We start from the raw sequence: 21,645 nt of genomic DNA, 5'->3' as shown, positions 1-21,645 counted from the left end.
TCTTTTTATAATTTAATGCTTAAAGTGTCGTACTCCTGTATAAACCATCGCAATTCCATGCTCATTGCATACGTCAATGGATAGCTGATCCTTAATGGAACCACCAGGCTGAATGATAGCTGTAACGCCTGCTTTTACAGCCTCCTCAACGGTATCCGGCATCGGGAAGAACGCATCGGAGCTCATAATAGAGCCTTTTGCTTTTTCTCCTGCCTGTTCAATGGCAATCTTCGCAGCACCGACACGGTTCATCTGACCGGCACCGACACCAATGGTCATATTGTCCTTTACAAGAACAATGGCATTGGATTTGACATGCTTGACCACCTTCCATGCGAACAACAGCTGTTCCAGCTCTTCCTCCGTTGGCTTGCGGTTTGTCACACAGCGAAGATCCTCTGCTGTAATTTTATGATCATCAATATCCTGCACAAGCAGACCGTCATTTACATTGGTAACCTTGTATTTGGCATTTACCTCCAATGAGGTATCCAACTGCATCAGACGGATATTCTTCTTCTTGGACAAAATTTCAAATGCATCTTCATCAAATGCAGGTGCGATAATAATTTCAAGGAAGATTTTAGACAGCTTTTCTGCCACTGACGCATGAATCGGTTCATTGAAGGCAACAATACCACCGAAGATAGAAACCGGATCGGCCTCATACGCCTTATCCCATGCTTCCTCAATCGTTTTTCCGATACCGACACCGCAAGGATTCATATGCTTCAAGCCGACAACTGCCGGCTGCCCTTCAAAGTCCTTCAAAATTTCAATCGCTGCATTGCCGTCCTGTATATTATTATAGGAAAGCTCCTTGCCATGCAGCTGCTTTGCATTTGCCAGAGAATACTGTGGATTCATTCCCTTATAGAAAGCAGCACTCTGATGCGGGTTTTCTCCATAGCGAAGCTCCTGTACCTTGTCAAAGGTGATGGTAAACTTCTCCGGATATTTCTCGCCTGTTCTTTCTGTCAGATAGCTTGCAATCATCGTGTCATAGCTTGCGGTATGACGGAATACCTTCGCTGCAAGGTATTCTCTTGTTGTAAGAGAAGTTTCCCCGTTTTCACGCAGCTCCTTTACTATAGCATCATAATCTGACGGATCACAGAGAACCGGAATAAACTTATAATTTTTTGAAGCACTGCGCAGCATGCTTGGACCGCCGATATCGATATTCTCAATGATTTCCTCATGACTGACACCCGGCTTCTGTACGGTTTCCTTGAATGGATACAGATTCACACATACCAGATCGATATACTGGATTCCCAGCTCTTCAATCTGTCGTACATGATCAGGGTTATCCCTCACACAAAGCAATGCCCCGTGAACCTTTGGATGCAGTGTTTTTACACGCCCATCCATGATTTCCGGAAAATCCGTTACCTCAGAAATTCCGATTGTCTTGATACCTGCAGCTTCCAGCGCTTTTTTTGTACCACCGGTAGAGATGATTTCATATCCCAGCTCTACCAGACTAGATACAAACGGAACCAGATTTGTTTTATCAGAAACACTGACTAATGCTCGCTTCATTATGCTTCCTCGCTTTCTATCATTTTACATACATGCTTTATTACTTTTGGAAATATGTCATACTCCAGGGCATGCACATGATCTTCCAGGGTTTCCAGTGACCAGGTGGAATCGATCGTAATCTTTTCCTGATGGATGATTTCCCCCGTATCCACACCTTCATCTACAAAATGAACGGTAACCCCTGTGAAATCGACCTTTGCCTCATACGCATCCTGAATACTGTGGGCTCCCGGGAAATTGGGAAGATATGCCGGATGCAGATTGATGATGCGTCTTGGAAAGCTTTCCAGCAGGACCTTACCGATAAAACGCATATATCCGGCAAGAACAATCAGCTCCACCTGATGCTCCTTCAATATACTCAGAATTTCCTGTTCGTAAGGCTCCTTGCCTGCATATGCCTTCGGATTTACGTATACACAGGGTATATGCAGCTTTTCAGCACGCTCTTTCGCATAGGCATGCTCCTTATCGATAATCAGAACCTTGCAGACTGCATTGTTTACATGACCGTTGTTTATTTCCTGAATAATATTCTCGAAATTGGAGCCGTTTCCGCTCGCAAAAATCGCAATATTTACCATTTTACATCCACGCTTCCACTATTTGTAACTTCACCGATGACATAGGATTCCTCATGAATTTCCTTCAACAGGCTCTGTACGGTGTCCACGTCTTTTTTATCGACAGCCATCATAAAGCCGATACCCATGTTGAATACATTGCACATTTCATCCATCGGAATATTTCCATATTTCGCAATCATATCAAAGATAGGCTTGTGAGGATAAGCTGTTGTATCAATGGTAACACCCTGTCCTTCCTTCAGCATTCTAGGCACATTTTCATAGAAGCCGCCTCCGGTGATGTGACTCATTCCCTTGATATCAACCTTGCCTAGCAGATGCTTGATTGCCTTGACATAGATCTTCGTCGGTGTTAACAGCACATCTCCCAGCTTCTGATTTCCGATTTCTTCATACTCCTTATGCAGATCCAGCTTGGCATCCTTTAACAATACCTTGCGGATCAAAGAGAATCCATTGGAATGTACGCCGGTACTTGGAAGACCGATCAGTACATTGCCTTCCTCGATTTTCTGCCCGTCCAGAAGATTGCATTTATCCACGGCACCCACACAGAAGCCGGCAATATCATAATGCTTCACATCATACATATCCGGCATTTCGGCAGTTTCCCCGCCAATCAGGGCACACTCTGCCTGCACACAGCCATCCGCTACACCCTTTACCAGCTGTTCGATTTTCTTCGGTTCATTTTTGCCTACTGCCAGATAATCCAGGAAGAAGATTGGTGCTGCCCCCTGTACCAGAACATCATTGACGCACATTGCCACAGCATCAATACCAACTGTGTCATGCTTATCCATTTCAAATGCCACAAGCAGCTTTGTACCAACACCATCGGTTCCGCTTACCAGAACCGGTTCCTTCATGTTTAATACGGAAAGATCATACATACCGCCAAAGGCTCCGATGGAATCAATTGCTCCCTTCACCTTTGTTCTAGCGACATGACTCTTAATCAGACGAACGGATTCATATCCGGCTTCCAGATCGACTCCGGCTTCTCTATACTTATCACTCATACACGTTCTCGCTTTCTTCTTTTATTTTTCCCAGGACATTTTATCATTGTCCGCTTTCTTTTCAACCGGTTTTTCCTCTACCGGCTTTACCGGTTTTTCAGGCTTTTTTTCATCCTGCTTCCTTACGCTGTCCGCTGCCTGTACCACAACATTTGTATCGTTATCACTGGCTGGGATTCCGGAGAAATTCACATTTCTTGTGACCTTGGCATCATATGTATTCGCTCTGACGATTTCACCAAGATCAATACCGGTCGTTTCCTTCATGGATTCAAACAGCTTCGTCATGACACCGGGAACATTTCCGGCCACAGAATCAATGCTGCTGGAATCATTTCCGGAACCGATAACGGTGATCTTATCAATCTGTGTTAACGGCTCTGCAATCTTACCTGCCACATCCGGAAGAACCTTGATCAGCATTTCCGCCACGGCAGCTCCGGTATATTTCTGGTATGCCTCTGCTTTTTTATCCATTGCCTCTGCCTCGGCAATACCCTTTGCGCGAATTGCTTCCGCCTCCGCTTCACCAACCAGCTGAATACCCTGTGCTTCCCGTTCACGGCTGTATCGGTCCGCATCCGCTTTTGCACGCTGTGCTTCCGCTTCCTGCTGAATTTCGAACTTCTTTGCTTCTGCTTCCTTCTGACGCGTATACAGCTCTGCATCTGCTTTCTGCTGTATTGCGAATTTTTCAGCCTCCGCCTGTTTCTTGACCTCTGCCTCCAGTGCCTTTTCCTTAACCTCTGCCTCTTTTGACTTCAGAAGAACTTCCCGTTCCTGCTTCGCAATATTGGCATCCGCCGAGGTGACCTCAATCGTTTTTCTCTGATTTTCCTTTTCGATTTCATAAGCCGCATCTGCTGTCGCCTGCTTCACATCGGCAACCTTTTTCAGCTCTGCCTTCTGGATACTCAAATCATTGTTCTTGATTGCAATTTCACGCTCTGCCGCAACTCTGGCATCGTTTGCCTGACGATCGGCATCCGCCTTCGCAACAGCGATTTCCTTATCTGCTTCCGCCTTTGCGATTGCGGCTTTTTTCTTGATCTGTGAAATATTATCAATACCCAGATCGTCAATAACCCCGTTTGCATCTGTGAAGTTCTGAACATTGAAGCTGACGATATTCAGACCCATGGCCGCTAAATCCGGCATCGCATTTTCCTTTACCAGCTCAGCGAATTTCTGACGGTCACTCACCATTTCCTCCAGACGCATACGTCCAACGATTTCACGCATATTTCCCTCCAGAACCTCACGGGCAACGCGTGCCATGTAGTCACTGTTCTGATTCAGGAAGTTCTGTGCTGCAAGCTCCAGCTTATTGCTGTCACTGCCAACCTTAACATTTACTGCAGCATCTACCTGAATATTGATATAATCAGCGGTAGGTACCATACTGCTTGTTTTAACATCAATTGGAATCAGCTTCAGACTCAGCTTATCCAAACGCTCCAGAAACGGAATCTTGATACTTGCCTTTCCCACGATAATTTTCTTCCTCAAACCGGAAATGATATAGGCTGTGTCAGGCGGTGCCTTAACATAGCCTATTGTTACGATCAGAAGAAGCAAAATAATAACGATCGCCCCACCGATATAAGGCAGTAAGGATTGTATATCCATAATTGCTCCTCTTCTACGCATTTTGCGTTATCCTATATAGGTTTTGCTTCAATTGCTTCTCTTTTACGCATTTTGCCTATTCCTATATAGGTTTTGTTTTTATTTATTTCTGAAGTAGTTTACACCATTCTGGAAAATATTCTGATATTTATCCCCATCAATATTTTTAAACAATCCGTCTTCATAACGCTCACTGTGTCCCATCTTACCGAAGATTCTGCCATCCAAGGAAGTAATACCTTCAATGGCATAGCTGGAACCGTTGATATTATAAGTACCATTCATCGTTGGATTGCCATCCAGATCTACATACTGTGTAGCAACCTGTCCGTTTTCAAACAGCTGCTTAGCAACCTCATCACTAACGACAAATTTACCTTCGCCATGTGACATCGCGATGGAATGTCCCTGTCCCGGTGTAAAGCTGGACAGCCATGGTGATTTGTTGGAGGTTATTTTCGTTGTCGCCATATGGGATACATGACGATTGATATTGTTTCTGAACAGAGTTGGTGATTCCTCACTCAGCTTGGTAATATCTCCATATGGCAGCAGACCGGATTTGATCAGTGCCTGGAATCCATTACAGATACCGAGAATCAGACCATCATTTGCCAACAGTGTCTGCACAGCCTTGTTTACGGAAGGATTGCTTAAGACATTGGCGATAAATTTACCGCTTCCATCCGGTTCATCCCCACTGGAGAAGCCGCCGACAACCATCAGAATCTGAGCCGATGCAATTTTTTCACTCAGCTCCTTCAAACTGCGTTCAATGCTTTCTACATTCAGATTGTTAAAGACATAGATTTCAGCTTCCGCACCTGCGCGCTCAAACTGCTGTTTTGTATCATATTCACAGTTCTGTCCAGGGAATACCGGAATAATAACCTTAGGCTTGTCTATCGTCTTTTTCGCATGAACACGCTCGTTTGCAGTATACTCCGGTGTTTCAATAACACCCTTTTCCTGATCCACTGTCATTGGATACATGGTGTTGTAGCGCTCACACCATGCGGTGATAGCTTTATCGATTGTGATGCATTCCTCATTGATGCAGATCGTGTCGGCATCCGTCGTTTTCCCAAGTAATACAAAGGCTTCATCGTAAATCGCTTCACTGCTCTCCACAACAATGCTTCCGATACTGAGATCAAAGATATGTTCGCTTGTCTTCACCTCAACACCGATTTTATTACCGAAGCTCATCTTGCATAGTGCTTCCGCAAGTCCTCCGAATTTCACAGTTGCGGCTGAGCAAATCACGCCTTTACGAATCAGCTCACGCACCTTGGCGAAGTTTGCTTTCAGTTCTTCATAATTCGGTGTTTGATTATCGTTCGGTGTATGCTTTATGTAATAGATATGATGTCCGGCTTCCTTGAACTCCGGTGAAATAATATGCTCTGTTTTTTCCGTTGTGACCGCAAAGGTAATCAAGGTTGGCGGAACATTGATGTCGTTAAATGTTCCGGACATGGAATCCTTACCACCGATGGCTGGAGTTTCAAATGCCATTTCCGCTTCAATCAGCCCCAGCAGTGCCTGCATTGGTTTTCCCCATTTTTCAGGATCGGTATGCAGTCGCTCAAAGTACTCCTGATTTGTCAGACGGCAGGTTTCATAGTTGCCACCCATGGCAGTAACACGGGCAAGTGCTTCAACAACAGAATAGCTGGCACCAAGATACGGAGAGTATAGCGACAGCTCCGGATGATAGCCGTGTGTCATGATGGAGCACGTATTGGTAAAGCCGAATACCGGCAGCTTCTGTACACTTCCTTCAGTTTCCGTTAACTGATATTTTCCGCCAAATGGCATGAGGACGGTTGATTTTCCAATGGAAGCATCAAACATTTCCGCAAGTCCGATCTGGGATGCCACATTTGGCTGCTTCAGGTTTTCTTCCACAGAGGTCACTTCGCTGTGGAACGGGTCGGTATCACTCAAGCCTTCACGGATCAGTACATCCTGGAGTCCACGGACACCGTTGGTATCCAGAAAATCACGGGAGATGTTTACGATTTCTTCACCATGGAAGCTCATCACCAGACGGCGCTCCTCTGTAACGACTGCGACAATGCAGGAATCCAGATTCTCTTCATATGCAAGCTGCTTGAATTCCTCAAATTTATCCGCTTCAATCAAAACAGCCATACGCTCCTGTGATTCAGAAATGGCAAGCTCTGTTCCGGATAAACCACTGTATTTTACAGGAACCTTATCCAGGTCAATTCTCAATCCATCCGCAATTTCACCTACTGCGACACTCACACCGCCGGCACCGAAGTCATTTGCCTTTTTGATCAGTTTCGTTGCCTTCGGATTACGGAACAATCTCTGAAGCTTACGCTCGATTGGCGCATTTCCCTTCTGAACCTCACTGGAACATTTTGTAAGAGAGGTATCGTTATGCTCCTTACTGGAACCGGTTGCTCCACCGACACCGTCACGACCGGTTGCTCCACCAATCAGTACGACAATATCTCCGGTTTCCGGTTTTTTACGCACAACATTTTCTTTTGGTGCGGCGCCTACGACTGCACCTACCTCCATACGTTTTGCGACATAGCCGTCATTGAAGATTTCCTTTACATAGGTAGTTGCCAGACCAATCTGGTTCCCGTAGGAGGAATATCCTGCGGCAGCCCCCTTTGATATGCGGCTCTGCGGCAGCTTGTTTGGAAGTGCTTCTTTAATATCCTTTGTAATGTCTCCGGCACCTGTGATACGCATTGCCTGATATACATAGCTTCTTCCGGACAGCGGATCACGAATTGCTCCGCCGATGCACGTGCTTGCACCGCCGAACGGTTCAATCTCCGTCGGATGATTGTGTGTTTCATTTTTAAACATCAACAGCCACTGCTGATCCTCACCATCTACATCCACGGTTACTTCAATGGAACATGCATTGATTTCATCGCTGATTTCCATATCATCCAGCTTACCTGTTTTCCGCAGATATTTACCGGCTATAGTAGCCATATCCATCAGCGTCACAAATTTCTTATTATCATGTACATCTTTTCTCAGCTTCAGATACAGCTCATATGCCTTCTGTATGGTATCCTGCAGACTGCCTGCATCAATCTTTACATTCTGAAGGATCGTTTCAAAGGTTGTATGACGACAGTGATCAGACCAATAGGTATCCAGTACCTTCAGCTCTGTCAGCGTCAGATCACGCTGTTCCTCTTCCCTGAAGTATTTCTGAATATGCTGTACATCCGCCAGCGTCATAGCCAGCCCCTGTTCACTGCGCAATGCCTCCAGACCTGCTTCATCCAGATCACGGAAGCCACTCAGAACAGGTACCGGTTCAATCTCCACATCCTCCTCATACCCAAGTACGGCAAGATCCTTTTCTCTCATCTCTACCGGGTTAATCAGGTATTTCTTGACAGCCTGAATTTCTTCATCTGTAACACTGCCCTCCAGAATGACGATACGTCCGCTTTTGATTACAACATCCTGCTTGTTATTCAACAGCATCAGACACTGCTGTGCGCTGTCCGCACGCTGATCATACTGTCCTGGCAGGCATTCATATGCAATGAAGGTTTTTCCCTTCAGATCAATCTCATCAAAAACCTCATCCGTTACCTTCTCACTCAGAACCTTTTCTTTCAGAAGCTCCATGTCATGTTTATCCCCATGGAATACATCATATACGTTATACATCTGTACACCCTGCAATCCTGCAAGATTCAGATTCTGCTTCAGTTCATGAAACAAAGAAGCGGATTCCACCTGAAATGCTTCCTTTTTCTTCACAAATACGCGATAATTCATAGTATATTCACCTTTCCCTATTCCACTTCAATCACGGAATCTTTGATTACTTTTTCTGCCATGGAAGCCTTGAATGCGACCATTTTTTCAGCCATTGCTTCATCGCTTAACGCAAGCATCTGTGCTGCCAGAATAGCGGCATTCTTTGCGCCTGCTTTTCCGATTGCAACTGTTGCGACCGGTATTCCTCCAGGCATCTGGACAGTGGACAGTAAGGAATCCATTCCACCCAGTGCACTTGTTTGAATCGGAACGCCGATTACCGGCAGTGTTGTGCTGGATGCGATAACTCCACCCAAATGAGCAGCTCCGCCTGCAGCCGCAATAATAACCTTGATTCCACGATCCTTGGCACCTTCTGCCAGTTTGATAACTTCATTCGGTGTCCGATGGGCACTTAATGCGTGTGCTTCAAAAGGAATACCGAATTCCTTCAGCTGGTTGAAACAGTTCTCCATTGTTGGCAAGTCGGAACGGCTTCCCATTAAAATACTGACGACAGGTTTGATTTCACTCATTTGTTTTTCCTCCTTGAAATAAAAAAATACATATCGTTTTCACCAATATGTACACTAAAAACCGTTAAATTGTGTAATTGTTATAGCGTATCTTCTTAAGACCATAAGTAAGACCTCCTATAAAAATTATAAAGACGCACCTGCCTGCAATATAAAAAGCAAACAAGTACGTCCCAGAACAAAAAGAAAGAGTAATTGTTTGCTTGTAGCCCGTTCGTTTACGGTGAACGGCTAGAAACTCCCTGACCTTATTACAGGGTATATACAAGCATGTATGTCAATACATGTCTATTTTACTAGAAACCTGATTTTATTACAATAGATAAAGTGAATTTTCTTATCTGATTTTCTCAATTTCGGATTCCTGAGGAAACTACGGGATATGTATGCGGTTTATTCAGAATATAGGCGTATTCTTTTTCATGCTTTGTAACTATATACTTTCAAAATTATCCTATCCAATTTATTTATCATATCGTATTATATCAACTCCATACGCATCCTATATCCATAAAAAGCATTTTCTTGCATCTTTATTATGATAATTTTTGGATCATAAGACGCAATAAAGAGGTTTCAGAGAACATTATAATTTCGACTAACAAATAAGCGATGAAAAATAGCAAACAATTATTTAAAAAAACCGTGAAACCAGACTTTCTAGTTATCACAGCTTTTTTTAATGTAAAGCATTCAAATATCTTTCAAGGATGTAATTACACAGGACTTTTTATGGAATGCTATTCCATATCCTATAATATCTTCATAGCTATCTGCATACAATCCCTCTATATATTTCTGATTTTTGATTTGTTCACAAGCCTTTTCTGCCATCGGCTTTAGGTCTACAACCTGTCAAAATACCTTTTTCTAAAGCATCATTTGTTTTAAGGGCTGCACTAAACACATGCCTGAGAAAGTCTACCATTTCATCATAGTAGCCATTCAAATATGCAGTCTGTAAAGGAACATCACGCCATGGGCGGGCGCGCCTATTCATCAATCAGAATAATGACTTTTTTCTGAAAATGCAGTTGCATACAAATACTGATTTTAAACAAAGCATCCATTAAGTTGCTTATGGTTGAGGTCTCATTTTGATACTGTGTCAACAAATTTTTCTGTGCAGTATTTAACATTGGACTATTCAGCAATTCCGAATTTGCATTAACAATGTCTGAAATTATAGAACTGAATTTCTCAATCTGCATCTTATAATCAGCTCTTTTCATATCCTTTAAGGTGATAAATACAACTGGATATGCATGCTGATGAAGCAAAGCATCACAATCATTTGAAATTTCAAGATTATCAAAAAGATACGCATTCTCTTTCTCTTTCATAGAAAAGAAATAATATAGCACGCCTGGGCGGGCAGCGCCTACTCATATTTAATGTTTTTCCCGCTACTAGCGCGCCTCTTGTCGGATACCAAAGGTATCGCGATACTATTCTGTGAAACCGACGCGGTCTTGTGTACAGTGCAACTTTTTCATTAAGCACTTCCTTAATGAATAGGGTTTTATCAACATAATAATAACCTTCATCTATCATAGTTTGAAGTTCTCTATACCAATTGGCAAACAATTCATTCTCCCTTGTGTGTTTATTATACCACGCTATGAATCACGAACAAAAAGAAAATGGCATTGATAGAACAAGCTATGCAATAGAAACTTCAAGTTAGGATTTCCTTATCATACCTGAAAATATTTTCGTCCTACAGCAGTGAAATCTGACGGATATGCTTATCCTCCCGTATCGTAATCTTGTCCTCTTCATCAAGGTGTCCCAGCAGGACGCTGCTTTGCGGATCATGGAGCTTCATTCTTTCCGCAATCTGTTTTTCATTATAATTGGCATAGCAGTACCGACAGCCGTGCGGACAACAGTTATAATCACCGATATCAACCGTCGGCATGCAGCCACAGACAGATCGCACACCCTTTCCCTGAATATGATCCAAGGAATGCTGTACCAGTCTCTCAAGCTTTTTACGATCCATACAGAGTCCCTTGTGAATATGATAGGGGGAAAGATCAATATCCTCTGCACATGTTTGTACATGTACAGCATAGCGCTCAGCGACACTGCCCAGTGCCTTTCCGACATCCAGCATATCCTGTCGGCGCATTTCCTGTAGCTGCATACGCTTCTGATTGCCTGCCGTATTCTTATACATATCCACAAATGAAATGATAATTGTGTCCACATAGCTCTCCAACTGGCTGCACAGCTTTTCAAATGCCCGCCGATGGTACTCCACGGTATACTTGGGAGTAAGCAGGATCGGGTCATAGCGAACGATTATACGATCCTTTCCCAGTCGCAGTGACATTTCTCTTACCGCATTTACGATTTCCTTTTTGGATGCTACATGTTCCTCGATATCCTCATGATAAGGTGTCAGCGTAATCTGAAACTGATAGGGAAAGGGTACTTCCTCCAGTCTGTTCATCATGGGAATCGGATTTTTTGTACAAAACAGAATACCATCAATATTTTGTTCATTCAGATAAATACGACTGATTTGATGAGGATTGAACGGGTTTCTAACATCCACGAAGCCTTCCTGAAGCCGATTGAAAAACCATGTGCTGTAGAATGCCGGTATATCACAGCGTCCGCTTACAAAAAGTATCATGCTATCCCTCATTTCTTTTCTTATACTATACCATAACCTTCATTCGAACTGCACGAATTTGGTTTCTATGATGTATATTCTGATTTACATATTCCTTCGAATACTGAAAAGATGTGAAAATTGTAAAATTGAAATTATAAATGGTTGGTAAAGCTGCAAAACTACGTCATTATAAGGGTGGAAAAGTTACAGGAAGCTGAGAAGTACTGAACGATAACAATGACTCTGATGAAGGAATTATGTATGGGAATAAGCGTTCATGGTGACTTGTCCCAGACAGACAGACAACAACAGGCGTGTTTGATTTTGTCATATATAACAGCTCCGTATCTCCATGATAGTAATTCAGAAAAGCAGCAGGAAAAAAACGGCACTTTTTACAATGTCTTACCGGATTTAGAAGATGGTATTCAGGATGCAGCTTTTAAAGTCAGAATGCGAAGATAATTACAAAAAGCGATTTACCGATTATATTTTTTGAACTGAAAAAAGCTAAAAAAACGATATACAAAGTGAATACATCGGATTACGAAAAGCGTAAAAGCAGACCGCAATACCCGGTCTGCTTATCTATTTCATGCTAATGTAATATGCTTCTATTTACATGTATCAAGTATTTCCTTCATGCGCTTCGCAAGCCCTCTGCATTTCTCACTGCTTAGGGAGCACACCGCAACACGAATGCCCTTATTTACCTTTACTGTATAAATATGCTGCTTCATCAGGCTTTCGTGGAAAACATCACGCAATGCATTGTCCTCGATTCTCACAGTTACGAAGAAGCCCTCTTTATAAGGATAGTAATCCAATCCGCAGGCATCTGCTTCTTCTGTAAAGATGTCACTTCTCTTTTTCAGAAGCTCCACATACATCGCCTTTTCCTTCATATATGCATCATAATTGGTTGTTGTAACATATGTGAAATTTTCCATAGCAGCATTTGGCACATTGCTCCAGGTAGCTCTGGCCGCCTTCTCAAATACGATTTCCACATCGCGTACGGCTTCCTTTGTCTGTGCTAACAGAATAGCGGCACCACAACGCAAGCCATAGGAGGTCAGCGCCTTGCTGCAGCTGAAGGCAATTACAGCCATAACATTTTCTGAAAAATCATTAAATGTCTTTATATAATTTCGGCAATGCTCTAAATCATAAGAAAAATCAATATAAGCAATGTCATTGAGAAGCACCACCGGCACTTCCTTTCCACATTCGTTCAGGAATGCCACAATCTCCTGCCATTCCTCCATACTCATAGAGTAACCAGTTGGATTATGACATGGATCATTGATTACCAGCAGCAGCTTCTTCTGCGTTTTCATAACCTCACGGCAGGCTTCCTTTAAGGACTCTACATTGAAATGATCTCCCTCAAACAGAGAATAGGTTTTCACCTTCAGATTATCCATGGTCGCCATCAGCCTATAGCTGCCCCATGCGATTTCAGGGAGAATAACTGTTTCCCCTTCATCCAGTATTTCCTGCATGGTGATCGCTACTGCCCCGGTTCCCCCCGGTGTGGCAATCACACTGTGTGCCAGAGTTGAGCCCGTGCCGCCTACGATCCATTCATAAACCTGCTTACGGAAAGAATCATTGCCGACAAAGCTGGCCGCGTAGGCAGCCTTTGTTTCCTTTGCTATTTCGTTATAAGGTGTAAACACGCTGTCAAAGGCAACGATGTTCCCTTCTTCATTATATAAAGAGCCGATGGTCGCATCGACAACCTGCTCTGCACCGATGGCAGCCTTGGCTTCCTTTGCCTTTTTCACAATAGCGAATACTGTATCTTCGATTGGCGCCTTATTGACGTTCTGTTTCACAAAACTCATATTCATCCCTGCTTTCTTTCATCATTTTGATATGCTCCGAGTATCTTTACCTCTTCACATGCTTCCTTTAAATCGTGGATCAGATGCTGTTCCTTTGCATCCTTCAGATTTCCTTCTATTTCCACATAGAAATAGTATTCCCATGGACGTTCCTTTATCGACCTGGACTTAATACTCTGCATGTTAAATCCATACTGAGCGATAATATTCATCGCATGTACGAGTGCACCTGCCTTGTGGTGTGTTGTAAAAGCGAGCGAGAAGCGATTGCCCTGCTGTATCAGCTGTTTACTGATGATGATGAAGCGTGTCGTATTCTGTTCACTTGTATTGATATCCTCCGCAAGTATATCCAGACCATACAGCTCTGCATTTTCCTTCGCGGCAATGGCAGCCTTGGATTTATCATTTTCTTTCGCAACATACTCTGCCGCAAGCGCAGTGTTCGGATATGGTATCAGCTCATAGCCGCGTCCCTCTAGAAATTTCTTTGACTGATATATCGCCTGATCCTTGGAATACACCTGTTTGATATCCGCTAGAGATGCTCCCTTTACACCTAGCAGATTCTGTGATATCTGCAAATCGTATATATCATTGATATATACATCATAACGCATCAGAAGATCCAGTACCTCTCCCACTTCACCAGTATATGAATTTTCAAACGGAATGACTCCATAGGCCACTTCCCGCTCCGTTACTGCATGAAATACGTCTTCAAAGGAGGCATAGCTTTTCTTTCGGTGATCCAAAAACACCCGCTCAGCAGCAATATGGGAAAATGCTCCTTCTGTCCCGGAATAACCGATAAGATCCCGGTTGATGATCGATCGCTGATATTTTCTAGAGATTGCCATCATTTCACTGATAAATTCTATGTAGCTGTCCCTGTATTCCTCACGCTGGATAAATGCTGTATTATGTTCAATAACATACTGTTCTCTTGATGTATCCAAAACCTTCATCTGATGCGCCTGTTTGTAACGGATAACATCTTCAACCGCCTGCATGCGCTGTTCAAAAAGTTTTGCCATTTCCTCATCAATCGCATTGATCCGTTTTCGGGCATCATCCAATAAACTCATAAACTCACCCCTGTTTCCTCAATATTATACAATATTTCCATTTAAGTTCCTATCATAAATCCAAAACTTACATAAATTTATGAAAAGTTTTACAAATTGTGTGCAAATAGTATCATCCAAAACTCATTGTGCTGTAACGGATAGCTATATAGAGTCCTCCTATACCGTCTTAACTCTGTCATCAGCAATAGCGGCATCATGTTTTCATTACATTTTCATAAACTGAAATTATTTTCATAAATTTGTGTTTTTTTCTTGTAATTATGCATAAAGTATATTATCATATTGGTAATTGGAGTGATTTGACCATGATACAGAAAGCATACTTTTATTACTTTGAATAGTCCGTTATAAAGCCATTGAAGAAGTCATGGTTATTTTCACTTTATAACGAGCACACAAAAGCATCTGCGATACACACAGGATGCTTTTTTTTCATAAAAGGGAGGATATTGTTATGAAATTACACGTTGATTTAAAGGAGAACGGATATGACATCCTGATGGAACACGGGATACTGTATCGTTTAAATGACTATATTGATTTAAACCGCAAGGTGATGATTGTTACAGACAGCGGCGTACCGGAGGCCTATGCAAATATCGTACGGGAACAATGTAAGAAAGGGTATGTGCATGTCATAGAACAGGGGGAGGATTCCAAGGACCTTGCCGTCTTCAAGGAAATCAATGAGGATCTGCTGGCACACAAGTTTTCCAGAAAGGATTGTGTAGTCGCTCTTGGAGGAGGAGTTGTCGGTGATCTGGCAGGTTATGTGGCAGCCTCCTATATGCGGGGAATCGACTTCATACAGATACCGACAACCACACTTTCACAGATAGACTCCAGTATTGGTGGAAAGGTTGCTATCAATCTGGATGAGGTTAAAAATATCGTCGGTGCCTTCTATCAGCCGAAAATGGTCTTTATCGATCCGGAAACATTGCATACGCTTCCCAGAAGACACTATATCAACGGCCTGATGGAAGCACTGAAAGCCGGACTGATCTATGATGCCTCCCTGTTTGCATTGTTTGAGCATGGAGATATTGAAAAAGATCTGGATACGATTATTGAAAAAGCTTTGTATGTGAAAAAGAGTGTTGTCGAGCAGGATGAACGGGAACAGGGACTGCGTAAGATTCTGAACTTCGGTCATACCATCGGACATGCCATTGAAAGCTATTATCACCTGAGTGAGTATCTGCACGGGGAATGTGTTGCTTTGGGAATGCTGTATTTTATCGAGGATGAACAGCTGAAGCAGCGTGTTATAAGCGTGTATGAGCGTCTGGGTATCCCCACACATGTGGACTATGACCCGGAAGCGGTATATCAGCTTTTATGCAGAGATAAGAAAGCGGACGGTGATCATGTAACGATCGTTCATGTTCCAAAGGCAGGAACAGCGGAACTGATAGAAACCCCGCTTGATGAAGTACGTACTATATTGAAAGGAACACAAGCATGAAAAATACATTCGGACATAATTATTCTGTGACAATTTTTGGAGAAAGCCATGGGGAAGCCATCGGCTGCGTGATTGACGGTCTTGCGCCGGGAATTAAACTGGATATGGATTTTATAGCCTCCGTCATGGAAAAGCGAAAAGCAAAGGGCAGAATATCCACACAGCGAAAAGAGGCAGATGAGCTGCATATCGTCAGTGGCTATTTCAATGGTCATACAACCGGTACACCGTTGACGATTCTCATTGAAAATACAAACACAAGAAGTCATGATTACGAAAAGACGAAATATCGGCTGCGCCCTTCTCATGCAGACTATACTGCCAATGAAAAGTATATGGGCTGGCAGGACTATCGCGGTGGCGGTCATTTCAGCGGCAGAATCACTGCACCGCTGGTAGCGGCAGGTGCAATCGCTATGCAGGTACTGAAGGAAAAGGGAATTCTGATAGGAAGCCATATTCAGAAAAGCAGAACCATAGAGGATATTCCGTTTTCTGAGAATATAGAGGAATTACAGAAACAGATGGAACGTGTCAATACAATGGATTTTGCGGTACTGGATGATACAGCAGCTGCAGATATGAAAGCGATGATAGAGGAAGCGGCAAATGAAGGCGACAGTGTGGGCGGTATTCTGGAGAGCTGTATTCTGAACGTTCCGGCAGGTCTGGGAGAACCGTTCTTCGATTCGCTGGAAAGCACACTGAGTCATCTGTTATTCAGTGTTCCAGCGGTAAAGGGAATTGAATTCGGTCTGGGCTTTGGATTTTCGGATGTGTATGGAAGTGAAGCCAATGATCCGATCACCTATGACAAGGGATTTCATACCGCTACAAATAACAATGGTGGAATCAATGGCGGGATTTCCAATGGAATGCCGATTCGCATCCGTACGGTTATCAAGCCGACAGCGTCTATATATAAGGAACAGAATACGGTGGATTTAAAGACTCACGAAGCAGTGAAGCTTCAGATTCAGGGGCGTCATGATCCGGCAATTATCCATCGGGCAAGAATCGTCGTGGACAGTGTGCTTGCCATCGGCATTCTGGATCAGCTGATGGAGCGATCAGCAACCCTGACAATGAAATAAAAAAAACACCGGCACAGTAACATATATAAGAGGAGGAAGCAGATATGATTATCACAATGAAGAAAAGTGCAACAAAAGCAGATATTGAGCATGTCATGAAGCAGCTGAAGGATAAGGGACTTCAGATTCATGAGAGTATTGGTGAAAACCTTAATGTCTTCGGCGTTGTTGGAGATACATCACAGGTTGACCCGAAGCGCATTGAGGCGAACAAGCATGTGGAAAGTGTTGTCCGCGTATCATCCCCGTATAAGAAGGCAAGCCGGATGTTTCATCCGGAGGATACGATAGTAGAGGTAAACGGCATTCACATCGGTGGAAAGGAAAAAATCGTTGTCATTGGCGGTCCCTGCTCTGTTGAAGGGAAAGATATGATTTGTCATATCGCTCATGAGGTAAAGGATGCAGGAGGAGTGATGCTTCGTGGGGGAGCCTACAAGCCAAGAACAAGTCCGTATGCATTTCAGGGTATGGGAACAGAAGGAATTCTCGCGCTTGCACAGGCAAGAAAGCAAACCGGGCTTCCTGTTGTTACTGAGCTGATGAGTGCCGATAAGCTGGATGAATTTGTAGAGCATGTCGATGTCATTCAGATCGGTGCCAGAAATATGCAGAATTTTGACCTTTTAAAGGCTGTTGGAAAAACAAACAAGCCGGTACTGCTGAAACGTGGACTGGCCAATACGATTGAAGAATGGATCATGTCCGCAGAGTATATTCTTTCTGAAGGAAATACGAATGTCATGCTGTGTGAGCGCGGTATCCGCACCTTTGAACCTTATACACGAAATACCCTCGATTTGAGTGTAGTTCCTATTATCAAGAAAAAAACACATCTTCCGATTATCATTGATCCAAGTCATGCGACCGGTGATTGGGAGCTGGTGGAGGCAGCTTCGCTTGCAGCAATCGCAGCAGGGGCCGACGGACTGATTGTGGAGGTACACGATCATCCGGAATGCGCATGGAGTGATGGCGCACAGTCTCTCAAGCCGGATAACTTTAAAGAGCTGATCCGCAAGGGAAAGGCTATCGCAGGTGTAATCGGGAGGGCGATGTAAATGAAAGCCCATGTAGCACCATCCATCTGCAGTGGTCATGTTGTCATTCCGCCAAGTAAAAGCATGGCACATCGTGCGATTATCTGTGCCTCTCTGGCGAACGGCACCAGCGTCATAAAAAACGTTGCCTATTCGCAGGATATCAAAACCACGATTGCAGGCATGCAGCAGCTTGGTGCCGATATCCGCATAGAAGCAGATCAGGTTACTGTTACCGGAATCAAAGATTTTACAATAAAGAACAAAGAAGTGTTTTGCTGTGAATCCGGCTCCACTCTTCGTTTCTTCATTCCGATTTTCTCTCTCTGCAATCAGGAAATCACCTTCACCGGTCAGGGCAGACTGCTGCAGCGCCCGCAGAAGGTTTATGAGGATTTGTTCCACGCGCAGGGGATCACCTTCCGACAGGAAGCATCCGGTATCACGATCCGTGAATGTCTGAAATCCGGTGATATTACATTACAAGGTGATGTCAGCTCACAGTTTATCAGCGGATTGCTGTTCACACTGCCACTCCTGCAGGAGGATTCCACCATTCACATCCTTCCGCCCTTTGAATCCAGAAGCTATGTTGATCTCACGCTGCAAATGCTGAAAACCTATGGCATACAAGCTTCCTTCAAAGATGATCTGACCATTCATATTCCGGGCAATCAGCAGTATACAGCATGTGACTATACGATCGAAGGAGACTATTCCCAGCTTGCCTTCTTTGCTGTGCTTGCCGCATGCAATCATGATCTTACCATTACCGGTGTTCATCACGAATCCAGGCAGGGAGATAAAAAAATTCTCTCGATACTGAAGGACTTTGGTGTACGCATTGAAGAGGTAAAAAACGGCTACCATATTTATAAAAGCAGCCTGCATGGCTGTAGAATCGATCTTGCGGACTGCCCGGATCTCGGACCGATCCTAACTGTCCTTGCTATGTATTCCCCGGGAAATACCAATATCTACAATGCAGGCAGACTGCGTATCAAGGAAAGTGACCGCATTGAAGCAATGGAACAGGAGCTGCGCAAATTCGGTGTGGATATTCATTCCACAGAGGATGAAATCTTTATTACCGGCAACTCCTCCTATACCTGTGCGAGCGAGCTTTCCTCCCATAATGATCATCGTATCGTTATGGCGCTCAGTGTCGCAGCGACCTGCAGCAATACCTCCTGCATCATTGATGGTGCTCAGGCAATCCAAAAAAGCTATCCTACATTCTTTGAAGATTTACAGTCCATTGGTGGAAAGGTGGAGCTGCTATGATACAGGAGAATACACGATTTCTTATTGTCGGATTAGGTCTGATCGGTGGCAGCTATGCCATGGGCTTAAAGAAAAACGGCTATCATGTTGATGCCATTGAAATCAACCAGCTCAGCATTGACTATGCAATCAAGCATAACATCATCGATCGCGGTTCAACATTTGATATTGACTATATAAAGGAAGCTGATATCATAATAAGCGGACTATATCCAAATATGACGGTAGACTGGATAACCACCTATCAGAAATATTTCAAGCCCGGTGCTCTGATTACAGATGTAAGCTCTGTGAAAACAGGTGTTGTAGAACCCATTCAGAAAATCATTCGCAGGGATGTGGAGTTCATAAGCTCCCATCCAATGGCAGGTAAGGAAGTCAGCGGAGTAAAATTCGCAGACGATTCCATCTTCCATATCGCCAACTTCATTATTCTGCCTACAGAAAGCAATACGAAGGAAGCAGTTGCGACCATGCGCCAGTTTGCCGAAATACTCGGATTCAGTAACATCTCCGAGCTGACCGTTGCACAGCATGATGAAATGATCGGCTTTGTTTCACATCTGACACATGCTATTGCGGTTTCTCTTATGAACACCAATGACAACACCCACCTGGTAGAATACACCGGTGACTCCTTTCGTGATCTGACAAGAATTGCGAAAATCAACGAGAATCTGTGGAGTGAGGTATTCTTTCTGAATAAAGAGAACCTGATTCGGGAAATTGATGATTTCATACAGGAGGTCAATCATCTGAAAGCAACCCTGGAGCAGGATGATGTGGAGGGGCTAAAGGAGCTGTTTATTCAATCTACCGCAAGACGTAAGCTCTTTGACCGATAGGAGGTATCCGTATGGAACATGAGCCGTATCTGGAAGAGGAACATAAAGATCAGCTATGCAAAGAGGACTGTAAACGTATAGCCGGCTCTCTGCTTTTCTACTATATTTTATTATTTGCCTGTGCCTTTACCTTAGGAATCATAAGCAGTGCATACATCATGTCAGGCGCTTCGCAAACAGAGCTTGAAACAATCACAAACATCTTCAGTATGATAGCAACCTGCTTTGTAACGATTTTAACGCTTGTAATATATAAAAAGAAGCTGCATGTAACAATACCGTACTCTCTATGCAAGGAGTGGAATTTTCTTTCCATCCTTCGCTATACGATTATCGCTATGGGATTGTCTGGAGCAGCAGGAATCCTTATACAGCTGATAAATCAGATCCTCATCCATTTTGGCTGGGTCATGACAACGCCGGATTTCTCCATGAAGCCGGATATCGCCTACAATCTAAGCATTGTACTCTCCGCCTGTATCATTGCGCCGATCATGGAAGAGCTTCTCTTTCGCGGATTGATACTGCAAACGCTGAAAAGATATGGAAATGTCTTCGCTATTCTTGTGACAAGTCTGCTGTTTGCATTGCTGCATGGAAATCTTCCGCAGAGTGTCCCTGTTTTTGCTCTCAGTATGATGATTTGCTATGTTGTTTTAACGTCGGGTAGTATCCTGCCAGGTATAGCGATTCATTTTCTGAATAACGCTTTCGCAATCATGGAAGTCTCACTGCTTTCAGACAATGGCCAGATTTCTACAGTCTTTCTTATACTGGAAGCGCTGTTTCTACTGTATGCGATGTTTACTCTCTATCAGAAAAGACTGATCATACGGAATTATATAATTCATAACAGAGGTTCCCGTGTTCGTACCTTTTTCAGTAACTGGATATCGATCCTCTTTCTGGTCTTATGTGTTTTCATTATGATTACAAGCTTTCAACGAACATAAAACAAGGATGCGCCTGCCTGCACACTCACGACAGAAAGGAGCATCCCTTTTATTTCTTTCTTCGCGGACATGTGTATAACAGAATTGATAGCCGCAGTATGCTGTTATGATTTGAGTTTCTCAATTCTGCATGAACCATAAAGCGGGTATGCAGTTTATCAAGTGAAATCATGGAACGATCCCTATGTATCACAAGGGTGAACATACAGGAAGGAAAATTGCTAAGCAGTATGGAATACCTCCTGATTCAATGCTGCTTCCAGTGAAAACACTTTTTTCTATTGCAGTTTCATAC

At 43.5% G+C, this 21,645-nt stretch carries 18 protein-coding genes and 1 riboswitch; of the genes, 7 read left to right on the top strand and 11 right to left on the bottom strand.

The window, feature by feature from the left end; genetic code table 11:
- Nucleotides 1–12: 12 nt before the first annotated feature.
- The 9 genes from purH to ACESPQ_RS11055 form a co-directional block, all read right to left on the bottom strand.
- Complete coding sequence (gene purH, locus ACESPQ_RS11095) at nt 13–1,548, bottom strand: bifunctional phosphoribosylaminoimidazolecarboxamide formyltransferase/IMP cyclohydrolase (protein WP_373144368.1); 1,536 nt, start codon at nt 1,546–1,548, stop codon at nt 13–15.
- On the bottom strand, nt 1,545–2,132 hold the full coding sequence (purN, locus tag ACESPQ_RS11090) for a phosphoribosylglycinamide formyltransferase (RefSeq protein ID WP_002606746.1): 588 nt from the start codon (nt 2,130–2,132) through the stop codon (nt 1,545–1,547). Before purN ends, purH begins: the two co-directional genes overlap by 4 nt.
- Nucleotides 2,126–3,157 (bottom strand): phosphoribosylformylglycinamidine cyclo-ligase, encoded by a 1,032-nt coding sequence (gene purM, locus ACESPQ_RS11085; RefSeq protein WP_002606745.1) that lies wholly within the window; start codon nt 3,155–3,157, stop codon nt 2,126–2,128. Before purM ends, purN begins: the two co-directional genes overlap by 7 nt.
- Nucleotides 3,158–3,178: 21 nt before the next feature.
- Complete coding sequence (locus ACESPQ_RS11080) at nt 3,179–4,786, bottom strand: flotillin family protein (RefSeq protein WP_002606744.1); 1,608 nt, start codon at nt 4,784–4,786, stop codon at nt 3,179–3,181.
- 99 nt (nt 4,787–4,885) lie between these two features.
- Nucleotides 4,886–8,581, bottom strand: a complete 3,696-nt coding sequence (locus ACESPQ_RS11075) for a phosphoribosylformylglycinamidine synthase (RefSeq protein ID WP_373144356.1) — start codon at nt 8,579–8,581, stop codon at nt 4,886–4,888.
- Between the two features lie 17 nt (nt 8,582–8,598).
- Nucleotides 8,599–9,099 carry a 5-(carboxyamino)imidazole ribonucleotide mutase gene (gene purE / locus ACESPQ_RS11070; protein ID WP_002606742.1) on the bottom strand — a complete coding sequence of 167 codons (501 nt, stop codon included), beginning with the start codon at nt 9,097–9,099 and terminating at the stop codon, nt 8,599–8,601.
- 186 nt (nt 9,100–9,285) lie between these two features.
- Nucleotides 9,286–9,387: riboswitch (purine riboswitch) on the bottom strand.
- A 704-nt stretch (nt 9,388–10,091) separates the two neighbouring features.
- Nucleotides 10,092–10,442 (bottom strand): hypothetical protein, encoded by a 351-nt coding sequence (locus ACESPQ_RS11065; protein WP_009588965.1) that lies wholly within the window; start codon nt 10,440–10,442, stop codon nt 10,092–10,094.
- The gene (locus tag ACESPQ_RS11060; protein ID WP_224720934.1) at nt 10,411–10,653 is read right to left on the bottom strand and encodes an AAA family ATPase; all 243 of its coding nucleotides are present in this window, start codon (nt 10,651–10,653) and stop codon (nt 10,411–10,413) included. The genes ACESPQ_RS11065 and ACESPQ_RS11060 overlap by 32 nt, the downstream gene beginning before the upstream one ends.
- A gap of 166 nt (nt 10,654–10,819) precedes the next feature.
- Nucleotides 10,820–11,743, bottom strand: coding sequence for a DUF1848 domain-containing protein (locus tag ACESPQ_RS11055; RefSeq protein ID WP_002606740.1), 924 nt, complete (start codon nt 11,741–11,743; stop codon nt 10,820–10,822).
- Nucleotides 11,744–11,986: 243 nt separating this feature from the next.
- On the opposite strand from ACESPQ_RS11055, the gene ACESPQ_RS11050 reads away from it, so the two are divergent.
- Nucleotides 11,987–12,190, top strand: a complete 204-nt coding sequence (locus tag ACESPQ_RS11050) for a hypothetical protein (RefSeq protein ID WP_002606739.1) — start codon at nt 11,987–11,989, stop codon at nt 12,188–12,190.
- A gap of 149 nt (nt 12,191–12,339) precedes the next feature.
- Here ACESPQ_RS11050 and ACESPQ_RS11045 read toward each other — a convergent pair whose 3' ends face one another.
- Nucleotides 12,340–13,575: a pyridoxal phosphate-dependent aminotransferase gene (locus ACESPQ_RS11045; RefSeq protein WP_002606738.1), complete on the bottom strand. Its 1,236-nt coding sequence runs from the start codon at nt 13,573–13,575 to the stop codon at nt 12,340–12,342.
- A gap of 2 nt (nt 13,576–13,577) precedes the next feature.
- Complete coding sequence (locus ACESPQ_RS11040) at nt 13,578–14,663, bottom strand: chorismate mutase (protein WP_002606737.1); 1,086 nt, start codon at nt 14,661–14,663, stop codon at nt 13,578–13,580.
- A gap of 457 nt (nt 14,664–15,120) precedes the next feature.
- Between ACESPQ_RS11040 and aroB the strand changes: the two genes are divergently transcribed.
- The 6 genes from aroB to ACESPQ_RS11010 are packed head-to-tail and all read left to right on the top strand — an operon-like array spanning nt 15,121 to nt 21,350.
- Nucleotides 15,121–16,134, top strand: coding sequence for a 3-dehydroquinate synthase (gene aroB / locus ACESPQ_RS11035; RefSeq protein ID WP_373144355.1), 1,014 nt, complete (start codon nt 15,121–15,123; stop codon nt 16,132–16,134).
- Nucleotides 16,131–17,228, top strand: a complete 1,098-nt coding sequence (gene aroC, locus ACESPQ_RS11030) for a chorismate synthase (protein WP_055200952.1) — start codon at nt 16,131–16,133, stop codon at nt 17,226–17,228. Before aroB ends, aroC begins: the two co-directional genes overlap by 4 nt.
- A gap of 44 nt (nt 17,229–17,272) precedes the next feature.
- Complete coding sequence (gene aroF, locus ACESPQ_RS11025) at nt 17,273–18,289, top strand: 3-deoxy-7-phosphoheptulonate synthase (protein WP_009588963.1); 1,017 nt, start codon at nt 17,273–17,275, stop codon at nt 18,287–18,289.
- Nucleotides 18,290–19,552, top strand: a complete 1,263-nt coding sequence (gene aroA / locus ACESPQ_RS11020) for a 3-phosphoshikimate 1-carboxyvinyltransferase (RefSeq protein WP_373144354.1) — start codon at nt 18,290–18,292, stop codon at nt 19,550–19,552.
- Entirely contained in the window at nt 19,549–20,397 is an 849-nt protein-coding gene (locus ACESPQ_RS11015) for a prephenate dehydrogenase (protein WP_002606732.1), read from the top strand. The genes aroA and ACESPQ_RS11015 overlap by 4 nt, the downstream gene beginning before the upstream one ends.
- Nucleotides 20,398–20,408: 11 nt before the next feature.
- Nucleotides 20,409–21,350 (top strand): CPBP family intramembrane glutamic endopeptidase, encoded by a 942-nt coding sequence (locus ACESPQ_RS11010; protein ID WP_002606731.1) that lies wholly within the window; start codon nt 20,409–20,411, stop codon nt 21,348–21,350.
- The last annotated feature ends 295 nt before the right edge of the window (nt 21,351–21,645 follow it).

Source organism: Clostridium sp. HGF2 (genome assembly GCF_964240115.1).
Taxonomy (GTDB): domain Bacteria; phylum Bacillota_I; class Bacilli_A; order Erysipelotrichales; family Erysipelotrichaceae; genus Clostridium_AQ; species Clostridium_AQ innocuum.
This window is presented reverse-complemented; position numbering and strand designations above follow the sequence as displayed.

Bases quoted from the DNA above. Each gene is read 5' to 3' on its own strand.
- purN (WP_002606746.1), bottom strand. From the start codon at position 2,132: ATGGTAAATATTGCGATTTTTGCGAGCGGAAACGGCTCCAATTTCGAG.
- purM (WP_002606745.1), bottom strand. From the start codon at position 3,157: ATGAGTGATAAGTATAGAGAAGCCGGAGTCGATCTGGAAGCCGGATAT.
- ACESPQ_RS11080 (WP_002606744.1), bottom strand. From the start codon at position 4,786: ATGGATATACAATCCTTACTGCCTTATATCGGTGGGGCGATCGTTATT.
- ACESPQ_RS11075 (WP_373144356.1), bottom strand. From the start codon at position 8,581: ATGAATTATCGCGTATTTGTGAAGAAAAAGGAAGCATTTCAGGTGGAA.
- purE (WP_002606742.1), bottom strand. From the start codon at position 9,099: ATGAGTGAAATCAAACCTGTCGTCAGTATTTTAATGGGAAGCCGTTCC.
- ACESPQ_RS11065 (WP_009588965.1), bottom strand. From the start codon at position 10,442: ATGAAAGAGAAAGAGAATGCGTATCTTTTTGATAATCTTGAAATTTCA.
- ACESPQ_RS11060 (WP_224720934.1), bottom strand. From the start codon at position 10,653: ATGATAGATGAAGGTTATTATTATGTTGATAAAACCCTATTCATTAAG.
- ACESPQ_RS11055 (WP_002606740.1), bottom strand. From the start codon at position 11,743: ATGATACTTTTTGTAAGCGGACGCTGTGATATACCGGCATTCTACAGC.
- ACESPQ_RS11050 (WP_002606739.1), top strand. From the start codon at position 11,987: ATGGGAATAAGCGTTCATGGTGACTTGTCCCAGACAGACAGACAACAA.
- ACESPQ_RS11045 (WP_002606738.1), bottom strand. From the start codon at position 13,575: ATGAGTTTTGTGAAACAGAACGTCAATAAGGCGCCAATCGAAGATACA.
- ACESPQ_RS11040 (WP_002606737.1), bottom strand. From the start codon at position 14,663: ATGAGTTTATTGGATGATGCCCGAAAACGGATCAATGCGATTGATGAG.
- aroB (WP_373144355.1), top strand. From the start codon at position 15,121: ATGAAATTACACGTTGATTTAAAGGAGAACGGATATGACATCCTGATG.
- aroC (WP_055200952.1), top strand. From the start codon at position 16,131: ATGAAAAATACATTCGGACATAATTATTCTGTGACAATTTTTGGAGAA.
- aroF (WP_009588963.1), top strand. From the start codon at position 17,273: ATGATTATCACAATGAAGAAAAGTGCAACAAAAGCAGATATTGAGCAT.
- aroA (WP_373144354.1), top strand. From the start codon at position 18,290: ATGAAAGCCCATGTAGCACCATCCATCTGCAGTGGTCATGTTGTCATT.
- ACESPQ_RS11015 (WP_002606732.1), top strand. From the start codon at position 19,549: ATGATACAGGAGAATACACGATTTCTTATTGTCGGATTAGGTCTGATC.
- ACESPQ_RS11010 (WP_002606731.1), top strand. From the start codon at position 20,409: ATGGAACATGAGCCGTATCTGGAAGAGGAACATAAAGATCAGCTATGC.